Origin of the sequence: Saccharopolyspora antiqui, assembly GCF_052246905.1 — a bacterium.
Classification (GTDB): domain Bacteria; phylum Actinomycetota; class Actinomycetes; order Mycobacteriales; family Pseudonocardiaceae; genus Saccharopolyspora.
In genome coordinates, this window is sequence record NZ_JBQQBO010000003.1 from 171,088 (window position 1) to 184,411 (window position 13,324).

Annotated in this window: 10 protein-coding genes; 4 read left to right on the plus strand and 6 right to left on the minus strand. The window is 70.0% G+C overall.

Annotated elements, in window-relative coordinates; genetic code table 11:
• Positions 1-390 precede the first annotated feature (390 nt).
• The 3 genes from ACTWQN_RS07775 to rhaI form a co-directional block, all read right to left on the minus strand.
• Positions 391-1,689 carry a rhamnulokinase gene (locus ACTWQN_RS07775; protein ID WP_443202859.1) on the minus strand — a complete coding sequence of 433 codons (1,299 nt, stop codon included), beginning with the start codon at positions 1,687-1,689 and terminating at the stop codon, positions 391-393.
• A gap of 181 nt (positions 1,690-1,870) precedes the next feature.
• The gene (locus tag ACTWQN_RS07780; protein WP_443202653.1) at positions 1,871-3,889 is read right to left on the minus strand and encodes a bifunctional aldolase/short-chain dehydrogenase; all 2,019 of its coding nucleotides are present in this window, start codon (positions 3,887-3,889) and stop codon (positions 1,871-1,873) included.
• The gene (rhaI, locus tag ACTWQN_RS07785; RefSeq protein WP_443202654.1) at positions 3,886-5,052 is read right to left on the minus strand and encodes an L-rhamnose isomerase; all 1,167 of its coding nucleotides are present in this window, start codon (positions 5,050-5,052) and stop codon (positions 3,886-3,888) included. The genes ACTWQN_RS07780 and rhaI overlap by 4 nt, the downstream gene beginning before the upstream one ends.
• A gap of 107 nt (positions 5,053-5,159) precedes the next feature.
• Here rhaI and ACTWQN_RS07790 point away from each other — a divergent pair, with 107 nt between their 5' ends.
• From ACTWQN_RS07790 to ACTWQN_RS07800, 3 genes are all read left to right on the plus strand, one after another.
• Positions 5,160-6,158, plus strand: coding sequence for a LacI family DNA-binding transcriptional regulator (locus tag ACTWQN_RS07790; protein WP_443202655.1), 999 nt, complete (start codon positions 5,160-5,162; stop codon positions 6,156-6,158).
• A 63-nt stretch (positions 6,159-6,221) separates the two neighbouring features.
• Entirely contained in the window at positions 6,222-6,914 is a 693-nt protein-coding gene (locus ACTWQN_RS07795) for a TetR/AcrR family transcriptional regulator (RefSeq protein WP_443202656.1), read from the plus strand.
• 205 nt (positions 6,915-7,119) lie between these two features.
• On the plus strand, positions 7,120-8,022 hold the full coding sequence (locus ACTWQN_RS07800; RefSeq protein ID WP_443202657.1) for a helix-turn-helix domain-containing protein: 903 nt from the start codon (positions 7,120-7,122) through the stop codon (positions 8,020-8,022).
• 136 nt (positions 8,023-8,158) lie between these two features.
• Here ACTWQN_RS07800 and ACTWQN_RS07805 read toward each other — a convergent pair whose 3' ends face one another.
• The 3 genes from ACTWQN_RS07805 to ACTWQN_RS07815 are packed head-to-tail and all read right to left on the minus strand — an operon-like array spanning position 8,159 to position 11,938.
• On the minus strand, positions 8,159-10,393 hold the full coding sequence (locus ACTWQN_RS07805; RefSeq protein WP_443202658.1) for a xanthine dehydrogenase family protein molybdopterin-binding subunit: 2,235 nt from the start codon (positions 10,391-10,393) through the stop codon (positions 8,159-8,161).
• Positions 10,390-11,388: an FAD binding domain-containing protein gene (locus ACTWQN_RS07810; protein WP_443202659.1), complete on the minus strand. Its 999-nt coding sequence runs from the start codon at positions 11,386-11,388 to the stop codon at positions 10,390-10,392. The genes ACTWQN_RS07805 and ACTWQN_RS07810 overlap by 4 nt, the downstream gene beginning before the upstream one ends.
• Positions 11,375-11,938 (minus strand): (2Fe-2S)-binding protein, encoded by a 564-nt coding sequence (locus ACTWQN_RS07815; protein WP_443202660.1) that lies wholly within the window; start codon positions 11,936-11,938, stop codon positions 11,375-11,377. The genes ACTWQN_RS07810 and ACTWQN_RS07815 overlap by 14 nt, the downstream gene beginning before the upstream one ends.
• Positions 11,939-12,196: 258 nt before the next feature.
• On the opposite strand from ACTWQN_RS07815, the gene ACTWQN_RS07820 reads away from it, so the two are divergent.
• Positions 12,197-13,186, plus strand: coding sequence for an aldo/keto reductase (locus ACTWQN_RS07820; RefSeq protein WP_443202860.1), 990 nt, complete (start codon positions 12,197-12,199; stop codon positions 13,184-13,186).
• Positions 13,187-13,324: the final 138 nt, after the last annotated feature.

A 13,324-nucleotide genomic window follows, 5' to 3' on the forward strand; every position in this document is an offset into this window, starting at 1 on the left:
TTTTGAAACGTATTAACCGGTGAGGCTAATGATGTCCGTGCTCCCGCACAAGGCTTTGCGCGAGTTCTGGGCCTTGGAGTTCGCGCGGATTGGTGCAGGGCTCAACGCGAGTCCTCGTCAGACAAGCGGCGTAGCCGCTTTCGGTGGTATGCGCCGCAGCGACGAGCAACTGAAGCCCACACCTGGGCCGTCGCAAGCGGCGCAGCCGCTTAGCCCACCTACGGCACTTGCACCGCCGCGGGTTCTCAGAGGCATTCTCGCGAGGACAGCCACGACGCCGCGTATTGGACATACGTCAGTCGGGGATCCCGGAGTCGAGAATGCCTCTGAGGTTCCGCTACCCGCACCGCTATGCAAGCCAATCCCGTACGCTCTCCTGAATGAATCGTTTCATCGTGGTTGATAGGTAGTCAGCGGCTGAGTGTGCCGCAGCAACTCGCGCATGGTGCGCCGATCGCCGCTGAACGAGCCGTGCGCGCGGGCCTGCACGAGCACGTTGCCCAGGGCGGTGGCCTCCACCGGTCCGGCGACCACCGGGAGCCCGCAGGCATCCGCGGTGAGCTGGCACAACAACTCGTTGCGGGATCCGCCGCCGACCACGTGCACCACGTCCACCCGGCGGCCCGACAGCCGCACCGCGTCTTCGATGGCCAGCCGGTAGGCCGCCGCGAGGCTGTCGAGCACGCAGCGGGTGAACTCGGCCGGTCCGCTCGGTACCGGCTGCCCGGTTTCGGCGCACGCCGCCGCGATCCGCGCGGGCATGTCGTCCGGCGGCAGGAATCGCGGATCGCCTGCGTCGATCACGGCCCGCCGGGGCAGCGTCGCCGCCTCGGCGAGCAGGCCCGTGATGTCGGAGATTCCCCACTCCCGCTGGCATTCCTGCAACAGCCACAGCCCGGTCACGTTGCGCAGGTACCGGATGGTGCCGTCGATGCCCACCTCGTTGGTGAAGTTGGCGGCGCGGCTTTCGCCGGTGAGCACCGGCGCGTCCAGCTCCAGGCCGACCAGCGACCAGGTGCCCGAGGAGATGTAGGCGAAGTTCTCGCCCTCGGCCGGAATCGCCGCCACCGCGGAGGCGGTGTCGTGCGAACCGACCGCGTAGACCGGGGTCCGCTCGTGGAATCCGCTGTGCTCGCCGGGTTTTCGAAGCGGCGGGAACAGGCCGAGATCGATCCCGGCCCGCTCGGCCACCTCTTCGGACCACCGGCCGGTGCGCGGATCGAGCAGCGCGGTGGTGGACGCGTTGGTCAGCTCGGTCCCGGCCGTTCCGGTGAGCCAGTAGGAGATCAGGTCCGGGATGAGCAGGGCCCGCTCGGCGGTCGGTGCCCGCGGGTCGGCGGCGAGCTGGAAGATCGTGTTGAACGGCAGGAACTGGATGCCCGTCGCCGCGTACAGCTGCTCGGCCGGGATCTTCGCCAGCACCTCGTCGATCACCCGCTCGGTGCGGTCGTCGCGGTAGTGCACCGGGTTTCCCAGCAGCGAGCCATCGGCATCGAGCAGGCCGTAGTCGACCGCCCACGAATCGATGCCGATCGCATCGACCTCGCCCGCCGCCCGCAGCCCGTCCAGAACTCCCCGGTAGAGCGCGAGAACGTCCCAGTGCAGGGTGCCGCCGATGCGCACCGGTCGGTTCGGGAAGCGGTGCACCTCGGTGAGTTCGAGGCCGGACGCCGAGAGGTCGCCGACCATCACGCGGCCGCTGGAAGCTCCCAGGTCGACCGCGGCGAAGGCGCTCACTGTGCCGCCTCCCCGCGATTTTCAGTGCTGGTCACGTCCAGTCCGATCGCACGTTTCGTCGTTTCTTGTGGCTGGTTTGCGTCACGGTCCCCTGAGGTGCGGTTCGGAAGAACTGAGGTTGACAGAGGATTTCTCACCGCAGGAATGCGGCGGCTACCCCGGCATCCACCGGCACGTGCAGCCCGGTGGTGTGGGACAGCTCGCCGCCGGTCAGCACGAACACCGCGTTCGCGACGTGTTCCGGCAGCACCTCCCGTTTGAGCAGGGTGCGCTGGGCGTAGAAGGCGCCGAGTTCCTCCTCCGGCACGCCGTACACGGCCGCTCGCTTGGCACCCCAACCACCGGCGAAGATGCCCGAACCGCGCACCACGCCGTCCGGGTTGACCCCGTTGACGCGGATGCCGTGCGGACCGAGTTCGGCGGCCAGCAGCCGGACCTGGTGCGCCTGGTCGGCCTTCGTCGCGCTGTAGGCGATGTTGTCCGGCCCGGCGAACACCGCGTTCTTGCTGGCGATGTAGACGATGTCGCCGCCGAAGCCCTGCGCGATCAGCACCCGCGCGGCCTCCCGCGAGACCAGGAACGAGCCGCGCGCCATCACGTCGTGCTGCAGGTCCCAGTCGCGGACCGAGGTTTCCAGCAGGGGCTTGGAAATCGACAGACCAGCGTTGTTGACGACCAGATCCACCCCGCCGAAGGCCAGGACTGCCGCCTGGAACGCCTTGGCTATCTGGGTTTCGTCGGTGACGTCGGCGGTGACCGCGACGGCGGTGTCCGGGCCGCCCAGCTCGTCGGCGACCCGCTGGGCCGCCTCGGCGTTCAGATCGGCGACCACCACGCAGGCGCCCTCGGCCGCCAGGCGCTGCGCGACGGCCTTGCCGATCCCGGAGGCCGCGCCGGTCACCAGCGCGACCCGCGTCGCGAGGGGTTTCGGCGCGGGCCGCCGTTTGAGCTTGGCCTCTTCCAGCGCCCAGTACTCGATGCGGAACTTCTCCCGCTCGTCGATCGGGGCGTAGCTGGACACCGATTCCGCGCCGCGCATCACGTTGATCGCGTTGACGTAGAACTCCCCGGCCACCCGCGCGGTCTGCGCATCCGCGCCGAAGGAGAACATGCCGACGCCGGGCACCAGCACGATCGCCGGGTCCGCGCCGCGCATCGGCGGGGAGTCCGGCTCCGCGTGGCGCTGGTAGTAGGCCCGGTACTCCTCCCGGTACGCCACGTGCAGTTCCCGCAGCCGCTCGACGACCTCTTCCAGGGCCGCGGTCGGCGGCAGGTCGAGGACCAGGGGCCGGACCTTGGTGCGCAGGAAGTGGTCGGGGCAGGAGGTGCCGAGCGCGGCCAGCCGGGGATGTTCCCGCCTGGACAGGAAGTCGAGCACCACCTCGGAATCGGTGAAGTGGCCGACCTGGCGCCGGTCGGTCGAGGCGAGGCCGCGGATCACCGGTGCGAGCGCGGCGGCCCGTTCGCGGCGCTCGGGCTCGGCCAGCGGTTCGTGCGCGACCGGACCGAACGGCTCCGGGCGGCCGTGCTCGGCGAGGAACCGGGCGGCGGTGCGGATGATCTCCAGCGAGTGCGCCTCGGCTTCGGCCGAGGTGTCGCCCCAGGCGGTGATGCCGTGCCCGCCCAGGACGCAGCCGAACGCGTTCGGGTTGTCGGCCTTGATCTTCGCGATGTCCAGTCCCAGCTGGAAACCCGGGCGGCGCCAGGGCACCCAGACCACCCGGTCGCCGAAGCACTGCTCGGTGAGCTTCTCGCCGTCGGCCGCGGTGGCCAGCGCGATGCCGGAGTCGGGGTGCAGGTGGTCCACGTGCGCGGCGTCGACCAGGCCGTGCATGGCGGTGTCGATGGACGGCGCCGCGCCGCCCTTGCCGTGCAGGCAGTAGTCGAACGCGGCGACCATCTCGTCCTCGTGCTCGACCCCCGGGTAGACGTCCACCAGCGCGCGCAGCCGGTCCAACCGAAGCACGGCGAGGCCCTGTTCGGTGAGCGTGCCGAGGTCGCCGCCGGAACCCTTGACCCACAACAGGTCCACCGGCTGCCCGGTGACCGGGTCGGGCGCGCTGCCCTTCGCGGAGGTGTTGCCGCCCGCGTAGTTGGTGTTGGCCGGATCGGCGCCCAGCCGGTTGGAGCGGGCGAGCAGTTCCTCGATCATGCGCCCCACCCCGCCTGGCTGCCGCCGACGCGTTCGGCGACGATGCGCTCCTGGTAACCCGAGCGGCGGTAGGCGGCCACCGGGGCGGGGTCCAACCCCATCTCGGTGCGCAGCTCGGCCAGCAGGGGGCGGACGTCGGTGTGGTAGGCGTCCATGAACACGTCGTTGGCGGCCAGCACATCACCGGATTGCTGCGCCTCGGCCAGCGCGTCGCGGTCCACCAGCAGGGCCTTGGCGGTGGCTTCCTGGACGTTGCACACCGAGCGGATCTGACCGGGGATCTTCGCCTCGATGTTGTGGCACTGGTCGAGCATGAACGCCACCCCGGCTTCGGGGTCGTACCCGCCGCCGCGCACCACCTCGTACATGATCCGGAACAGCTGGAACGGATCCGCCGCACCGACCATCAGGTCGTCGTCGGCGTAGAAGCGGGAGTTGAAGTCGAAGGCGCCGAGCTTCCCGGCCCGCAGCAGGAAGGCGACGATGAACTCGATGTTCGTGCCCGGTGCGTGGTGCCCGGTGTCCACGCACACCTGCGCCTGGTCGCCGAGCTGCACGCAGTGCGCGTACGAGGTGCCCCAGTCGGGCACGTCGGTGGTGTAGAAGGCGGGCTCGAACAGCTTGTACTCCAGCAGCATCCGCTGGTGCGCGCCGAGGCGTTCGTACACCGCGGCCAGCGCTTCGGCGAGCCGGTCCTGCCGGGTGCGGATGTCGTCCTGGCCGGGGTAGTTGGTGCCGTCGGCGAACCAGAGCTTGAGGTCGCGGGAGCCGGTGGCGTCCATGATGTCGACGCACTCCAGCAGGTGGTCCAGGGCCTTTCGGCGGATCTTCTGATCCGGGTTGGTGATGCTGCCGAGCTTGTAGTCGTCGTCCTGGAAGACGTTGGCGTTGATGGCGCCCAGCCGCACACCGGCCGATTCGGCGTAATCGGCGAGCTTGCGGTAGTCCGCCACGCGGTCCCACGGGATGTGCAGGGCGACGCTCGGCGCGACACCGGTGCAGGCGTGCACCTGCGCGGCGTCGTCGATCTTCTCCTCGACGGTTCGCGGTACGCCGGGTTGGGCGAAGACCTTGAACCTGGTGCCCGAGTTCCCGTACGCCCAGGAGGGCGTTTCGATCCGCTGGTTGCGCAGCAGATCCTTGATCGCCGACTTCGCGGCCATAGGTCATCTCCCCGTCGAGTGGACCGGTCAACGCTGTGCGGAGTAGTCACATTTGAAACGTTTCATCGGGATGGTAGGCTGCAAGTCGTCGCAGAGCAAGGGGAAGCATGGTCGGCATCAAGGATGTGGCGCGGCGGGCTGGGGTTTCCATCGGCACGGTGTCCAATGTGGTCAATCGGCCGCACGTGGTTTCGGCCGCGACCCGCATGCGCGTGCTGTCGGTGATCGAGGAACTCGGCTACGTCCGCGACGAGTCCGCTAGGCAACTGCGGGCCGGTCGCAGCCGGATCATGGCGCTGCTGGTGCTGGACCTGGGCAACCCGTTCTTCGTGGACCTGGCGCGCGGCGCGGAGCAGGCGGCGCACGAGGCCGGTCTCAACGTCATCACCTGCAACAGCGGCCAGCGGGTGGCGACCGAGGCGTCCTACCTGTCGATGCTGGCCGAGCAGCGGGTGCGCGGCGTGCTGCTGAGCCCGGTCGAGACCTCCAGCGACCGGTTGCGGACCTTCTCGCGCAGCGGGATCCCGTACGTCTTCGTCGACCGCAAGGTGCCGCCGGAAGAGGCCAGTTCGGTGTCCGTCGACGACGTGGCCGGGGGAGAGCTCGCGGCCCGGCACCTGCTGGAGACCGGCCACACCAGCATCGCCTTCGTCAACGGACCGGCCATCCTGGCGCAGTGCCGCGACCGCGAGGCCGGGGTGCGATCGGCGCTGGAGAGGACCGGCGTCTCGCTGTCGGTGCTCGAATCGGCCGCGCTCGACGTGTCCTCGGGGCGCGACGCCGGATCGCGATTGCTCGGCATGAGCCCGCGGCCGACCGCCGTGTTCTGCGCCAACGACCTGCTGGCCCTCGGGGTGCTCCAGACGATGGTGGGCGCGGGCGTGCGGGTGCCGGAGGAGATGGCGATCGTCGGCTACGACGACATCGAATTCGCCGGAGCCGCCGCGGTCCCGCTCACCTCGGTCCGCCAACCCGCGAAGCGGCTGGGCCACACCGCCGCCGAACTGCTCATCGCCGAGACCTCCGGAGCGGAGGCGCCGGAGCACCAGCAGGTGGTGTTCCGCCCGGAACTCGTCGTCCGCGCCTCCACCCGGACCAACCGCTGAAACGCTTCAAACCCCGTTTCGGCGCTGTACCGATGATATGCAATTTCGTGTATCGTTGATGAGATGGATGCGCGGGAACGGATTCTGCACGCGGCTGCCCGGCTGTTGACCGAAGCCGACGGCGAACCGGTGTCGACCCGTGCGATCTGCGCGGCGGCGGGTGTCGGCGCACCCACGCTGTACCACCACTTCGGCGACAAGGCGGGCCTGTTCGAGGCCGTGGTGACCCACGGTTTCGAGTCCTACCTCGCGGAGAAGCGGGCCACGCCCAGCACCGGGGACCCGGTCGAGGACCTCGTGCGGGGCTGGGACGCCCACGTCGAGTTCGGTCGAACCCATCCGGCGTTCTACACGCTGATGTACGGCTCGGCGAAGCCGGGCAAGCTGCCCGCCGCGGCCGGTGAGGCGCACGCCTCGCTGGTGCGGCAGCTGACCGAGGTGGCCCGCGCCGGGCGGCTGCAGGTCGACGTCGAACTGGCCGCCGGTTGCATCGAAGCCGCCGCCGTCGGCGTCACCCTGCAGGCCATCACGCGACCCGAGGACCCGGATGCGCCGCGGAAATCCGAGCTGATCCGGGACGCGCTGCTGGATGTCCTGATCACCGGCCGGAAAACGCCCGCCAGGAAGAAGGGCACCTCGGCCGTCGCGGCGCAACTGCTCGTCCTGATCGAGGACGGTGCCGACGAGCTCGCCGACCCCGAGGTCGCGCTGCTGCGCCACTGGCTGGCCCGGCTGTCCGGCCGAACCGGCACCTGACCCGCGACAGGTGCCCGTCGCGCAGCGGATCTTCGTTGGTGTGCAACGACAATTCCGAGTCGCCGGTGCACCGGGCGCCGAGTAGTCTCGGCCCGGAATCCGCGAGAGGCGTGCCGGATGGGACTGGTGCCCGAGGACTTGCCGGGTGGTCGGCAGTGCCGCCTTCGGATGGTGACCGGAGCCTGCGGAGCTCGACGGGAAGAGCATGTTCGAGGGCGGTAGGGACACCGATTTCAGCGGGTTGCCGGGCGACTGGGCCGGGCGGCCTTCCCGGATCGAGCGGAATTTCGAGATCGCCTCCGGCGGTGACGCCGACCTCGACCACATCGTCATCGAGCGCGGCCTGCGGCGCGCGCGCCGCAGGCCGCATTGGGGCAGCGCTCCGGCCAAGCACCTGGTCGCGATGTGCTGCGGGCGGACCGCGTGCCTGGAGTGGACCGTCGACGGGCGGCGATATCAGGCCCGCTTCCAGGCGGGCGACATCGTCGTGCAGCCCGCCGGACTGCGCGCGTCGCCGAGGTGGGACGCCGATGTGGAGCTCGCCGTCGTCGTGATCGCTCCCGAATGCGTGGCCCGGTTCCGGTCGGAATCCGGCGGAGACGGCACGCTCGTCCCAGCGTTCGCGGTGCGGGACGTGATGTTGCAGATGCTCGTCCAAGCCCTGCTGACCGAGCACGAGAGAGCCGCCCCCGCCGACCGGCGCTACGCGGATTCGATGGCCACCGCGCTGGTGGCGCACGTCGCCAAGCAGTACTCGCCAGCGGAGGCCGGGCATCGGCTGGTGCTGACCTCGTTGCACAGCAACCAACTCGACGCGGTCCTCGACTACCTCTGGGCGAACCTCGCCAGGCGGCCGTCGCTGGAGACGATGGCCGCGATCGCGGGCGTCTGCCCGTCGCACTTCGCCGCCCTGTTCCGGGAATCGACCGGACTACCACCGCACCGGTACCTGGTCCGCCTCCGATTGCAGGAAGCCCAACGCCTGCTGACCCAAACCGACCTGCCGATCGCCGAAATCGCCATCCGCACCGGCTTCTCCGACCAAAGCCACTTGACCCGGGCAATGCGCCAAACCACCGGCCTAACCCCAGGCACCCTCCGCTCGTAACCGAGGTGAAGGGCACCTTTCACCAACTAACTCGGCAAAAGGTGCCCTTCACTCATCAAACGATCGTGGATTTCGGGTGCGGGTGAGGGGCACCTGTGACCCAGTTAGTCGGGCACGGGTGCCCCTCACCTGTTGGTTACAGCAGGTGTTCGAGTCTGATCGGTAGTTCGTGGATCCGGCGGCCGGTGGCGTGGAAGATCGCGTTGGCGATCGCGGGCGCTGTGCCGACCATGCCGATCTCGCCGACGCCCTTGACTCCGAGCGGGTTGACGAACTTGTCCTCCACCTCGACCAACTCGACCTCGATGTCGGGGGCGTCGGCGTTGACCGGGACGAGGTATTCGCCCAGGCTCGCGTTCGCCCACCGGCCGTCGCGGCTGTCCATGACGGTGCCCTCCAGCAGCGCCTGGCCGATGCCCCAGATCATGCCGCCCACCAGCTGGCTGCGGGCGGTCTTCGCATTCAGCACGCGGCCCGGTGCGAAGGCGCCGACCATGCGCCGGACCCTGATGATCCCCAGGTCGGGGTCCACGGCGACCTCGGCGAACTGGGCGCCGAAGGTGGCCAGACCGCAGGGCACGTCCTGGCCGGGCGGCGTCCAGCTGCCGGATGCCTCGGCGTCGGTCATGAAGTGGCGTTGCAGCACCGCCGCGTAGGTTTCGCCGATGTCGGTCCGCTCGCGCAGCGCCATCCGGCCGTCGGTGACGGCCACCGCGCTCGGATCCGCGCCGTGCAGCGGTGAGTTCTCGTCGGCGATGGCCTGACCGATGAGTTGATCGCGCAGTGCCGCCGCGGCGTTGTGCACGGCCGCGCTGACCATGCCCGATCCGGCCGAACCGACCGATGCCGCGGTGCTGGGCAGATCCGTGTCGCCGTACTCGAACCGCACGCAACGCAGCGCGACGCCGATGGCATCGGCGGCGACCTGGGTCATCGCGGTGGCGGATCCGGTGCCGAAGTCCTGGGTTCCGGTCTGCACGATGACGTTGCCGTCGGCGTAGATGCGGGCGCGGGCCCGCTGCGGCTGCGGCGGGAAGTACACCGGGTAGCCGGAGGTGGCCATCCCGCTGCCGATCAGCCAGTTCCCGTCCCGGCGCGAGCGCGGCGCCGGATCGCGATCGTGCCAGCCGAAGCGCTGCGCGGCGCGCTGGTAGCACTCCAGCAAACCGTTGCTCGACCACGGTTTGCCGCTGGTCGGGTCCACGTCGGTGCGGTTGCGCATCCGCAGTTCGAGGGGGTCGATGCCGAGCACGTAGGCGAGTTCGTCCAGCGTCGTCTCCAGGGCGAACATGCCCGACGTCTCGCCCGGCCCTCGGGTGAACGTGGGCGTCATCGTGTTGGACTTGATCAGCCGGTAGACGCTCTCGTAGTTCGGGCAGGCGTAGGCCATCGCGGCCACCCCCATCGACGGCTCCGCCCAGTCGTCGAACGGCGAGGTCAACGAGAGCTTGTGGTGCCGCAGCGCGGTGAGGCGGCCATCGGTTCTGGCGCCCACCTCGATGTGCTGCTCCTGCTCCTCCCGGTGGCCGCACGAGGAGAACATCTGTTCTCGGGTGAGCACCAGCTTGACCGGGCGGCCGATGTGCCGGGCGGCCATCGCGGACAGCGCGACGTGCGGCCAGACCATCGCCTTGCAGCCGAACCCGCCACCGATGTAGTGCGAGATCACGCGGACGTTCGCCGCCGGGATCCCGAGCAGCGCCGCCACGGTCAGCTGGGATGCCGCGACGCCCTGCGTGGCGTCGTAGAGCGTGAGGCGATCGCCGTCCCAGACGGCCGTCGTCGCGGACGGCTCGATCGGGTTGTGGTGGTTGGCCGCGTACCGGAACGTGCGGTTCAGGCGCACCGACGCTTCGGCCAGACCGGCTTCGACATCGCCGCGCTGGGTGCGCGCCGGGATGAAGCCCGCGAAGATCGCGTCCGGTTCGTAAGCGTGCTCCCGGCCCTCTTCGAGGGTCGTGATCGACGCGGTGCGGTGGTAGCGGACGTGCACCAGGCTCGCGGCGTGCTCGGCTCGTTCGTGGGTGTCGGCGATGACGAGCGCGATCGGTTGACCCGCGTAGTGCACGACGTTGTCCTGCATCGGGAAGAACGTCTCCCCCGGCGCGGCGTGCCCGGCCAGCGAGGGCAGCAGCGGCGGCACGGCGGCGACCTGAGGCAGGTTGTGGTGCGTCAGCACGGCGAGCACGCCCTCGGCCCGCTCGGCGTGCGAGGTGTCGATCGAGTCGATGGTCGCGCTGGCCACCCGAGCACCCACGATGACCGCGTAGGTCGTGCCGGTCAGCCGGATCTCGGCGGAGTAGCGGCCGCTGCCGGTGACCTTGGCGGTGCCGTCGACCCGGTCGACGGGCTGACCGATGGCGGTGGTCATGCTGCCCCTCCCATCCGTGCGGCGGATTCCAGCGCGCGGATCATCGCCCGCTGCGCGAGTTCGATCTTGAACGCGTTGTGCGTCCGGGGTGTGGCCTGCGCCAGTTCGGCGGCCGCGGCGCGGGCGAAGCTGTCGGTCTGGGCCGGTTGCCCGAGCAGCAGTTCCTCGGCGCGGCGGGCGCGCCAGGGCTTGGTGGCCACGCCGCCCAGCGCCAGCCGCACCCCGCCGATGACCCCGTTGTCGTCCACGTGCAGCGCCACCGCGACCGAGGTCAGGGCGAACTCGTAGGACTCGCGGTCCCGGACCTTCAGGTACAGCGACCGGCGGGCCATCGGCAACGGCGGCACCTCGATGCCGGTGATCAGCTCGCCGTGTTCGAGCGGGTGCTCGCGCTCCGGGGTGTCGCCGGGCAGCAGGAAGAAGTCGTCGATCGGGATCGTCCGGGCACCCCTGGCCCCCTCGACGTGCACGACGGCGTCCAGCGCGACGAGCGCGACGGCGAGGTCGGATGGATGCGTGGCGATGCAGTGCGCACTGGTGCCGAGGATCGCGTGCCCCCGGTTGAACCCGTCCAGCGCGGCGCATCCGCTGCCGGGCCGCCGCTTGTTGCACGCCGAGCCGGGGTCGCGGAAGTAGCTGCACCGCACGCGCTGCAGCAGGTTGCCGCCGATCGAGGCCATGTTGCGCAGCTGCGGCGACGCACCGAGCACGAGCGACTGCGAGATCACCGGGAAGCGCGCCACGACCGCGGGCGCCTCGGCCACATCGCTGATCCGGGCGAGCGCACCGATGTGGATGCCACCGTCCGGGAGTTCTTCGATGAGCTTCAAGGGCAGGTCGTTGATGTCGATCAGCAGATCGGGGTGGACGACGTTCTGCCGGAGCAGGTCGACCTCGGTGGTGCCACCGGCGAGGAACGCGGCGCTGGGGTGGTTGCGGATGGTCCTGATCGCGGTGTCGGCGTCCGGCACGCGCGCGTAGCTAACGGGTCGCATGGCCGCCCTCCTCGGAGGTCCCGCGCGCCTCGCGGATGGCCTCGCGGATGTTGGGGTAGGCGGCGCAGCGGCAGATGTTGCCGCTCATCCACTCCCTGATCTCGGCGTCGTCGGTGGCGTGGCCCTCCGCGATCAGCGCCACGGCGGACAAGATCTGCCCCGGTGTGCAGTACCCGCACTGGAGCGCGTCGTGCTTGAGGAAAGCCTGTTGCATCGGGTGCAACCGCCCGCCGTCGGACAGGCCCTCGATGGTGGTGACCTGGTGGCCGACGCAGCTGATCGCCAACGTCAGGCAGGCCAGCACCCGGCGGCCGTCCACCAACACCGTGCAGGCGCCGCAGGTGCCCTGGTCGCAGCCCTTCTTGGCGCCGGTGAGGTCGAGGTGTTCGCGCAGCGCGTCCAGCAGGCTGACCCGCGGTTCGATGTCGAGGATGTGCGTCTCCTGGTTGATGGAGAGCTGGACCCGGACGGGTTCGGGTCCCTGGGTTCGCACCTGGTCGGCGAGGCCGACGGGAGATGTTCGGTGGTCGGGCACGGCGTCCTCCTTCATCCGGCAACACCACCAATCTCGGTAGCGCGTCCTGCGGAGTTCTTGAAGGAACCGCCGACGCGTAGAACGTTCCGCTGCGACGCGGGCGGCGATTTCGCGCGAAATCGCCGCCCCACCCGTGGCGGGTGAGGCCCGCGCAGCCGTAGCCAACGGGCACGGCGCTTGAATCGCCGCTAACTGGATCTGTGTAGCGCGGTTGCTGTCCCTGTATCAATGATCTAGAGTTATCTGTAGCGATATTTAGCGAAGGGGAGCATGATGGAACACCGCGTACTGGGCGTTGAAGGCGTCGAGGTATCCGCGATCGGCCTCGGCTGCATGGGGATGTCCGACCTGTACGGGCCAGCCGACCGGGACGAGAGCATCGCCACCATCCACGCCGCGCTGGATGCCGGTGTGACGCTGCTCGACACCGGCGACTTCTACGGCATGGGGCACAACGAACTGCTGATCCGCGACGCCCTGCGCGCGTCGGACCGGCCGTCGATCAGCGTGAAGTTCGGCGCGCTGCGCGACCCGGCTGGCGGCTGGTCCGGTAACGACGGGCGGCCCGCGGCGGTGCGGAACTTCCTCGCCTACACCCTGCGGCGGCTGGGCACCGACCACGTGGACATCTACCGGCCCGCCCGGTTGGACCCGGCGGTTCCGATCGAGGACACCGTCGGTGCCATCGCCGAGCTGGTGCAGGCGGGCTACGTGCGGCACATCGGGCTGTCCGAGGTCGGCGCGGAGACGATCCGGCGGGCCAACCAGGTCCACCCGATCAGCGACCTGCAGATCGAGTACTCGCTGCTGTCCCGCGGGATCGAGGACGACATCCTGCCCACCTGCCGCGAGCTGGGCATCGGCGTCACCGCCTACGGCGTGCTCTCGCGCGGCCTGCTGTCCGGGCACTGGTCGGCGCAGCGCGAGCTGACCGGGCACGACTTCCGCGGCTTCAGCCCGCGCTTCCAGGGCGACAACCTGCGGCACAACCTCGCGCTGGTCGACGTGCTGCGCGAGATCGCCGAAGCGAAGGGCGCCACGCCCGCGCAGATCGCCATCGCGTGGGTGGCCAACCAGGGCGCCGACATCGTCCCGCTGGTCGGCGCGCGCCGCCGGGACCGCCTCGGCGAGGCGCTCGGGGCGTTGGACGTGCCGCTCGGCGAGGCCGATCTCGCGGCCATCGAGGACGCCGTTCCGGCGGATGCCGCCGCCGGAGCCCGCTACGCGGCCGCGCAGCTGGCCCAGCTGGACAGCGAGCGCTGAGCCGCCGGTCCGGATGCGCAGGTTGACCCAGGTGAGCGGCACTCTCGTCCGGTTCCGGGCGAAAGTGCCGCTCACCTGGCGCGTTTCGCGCCCACGACCGGTGTTCTTAACGCCGTGGCGCGGTGTTGATAGGAACGC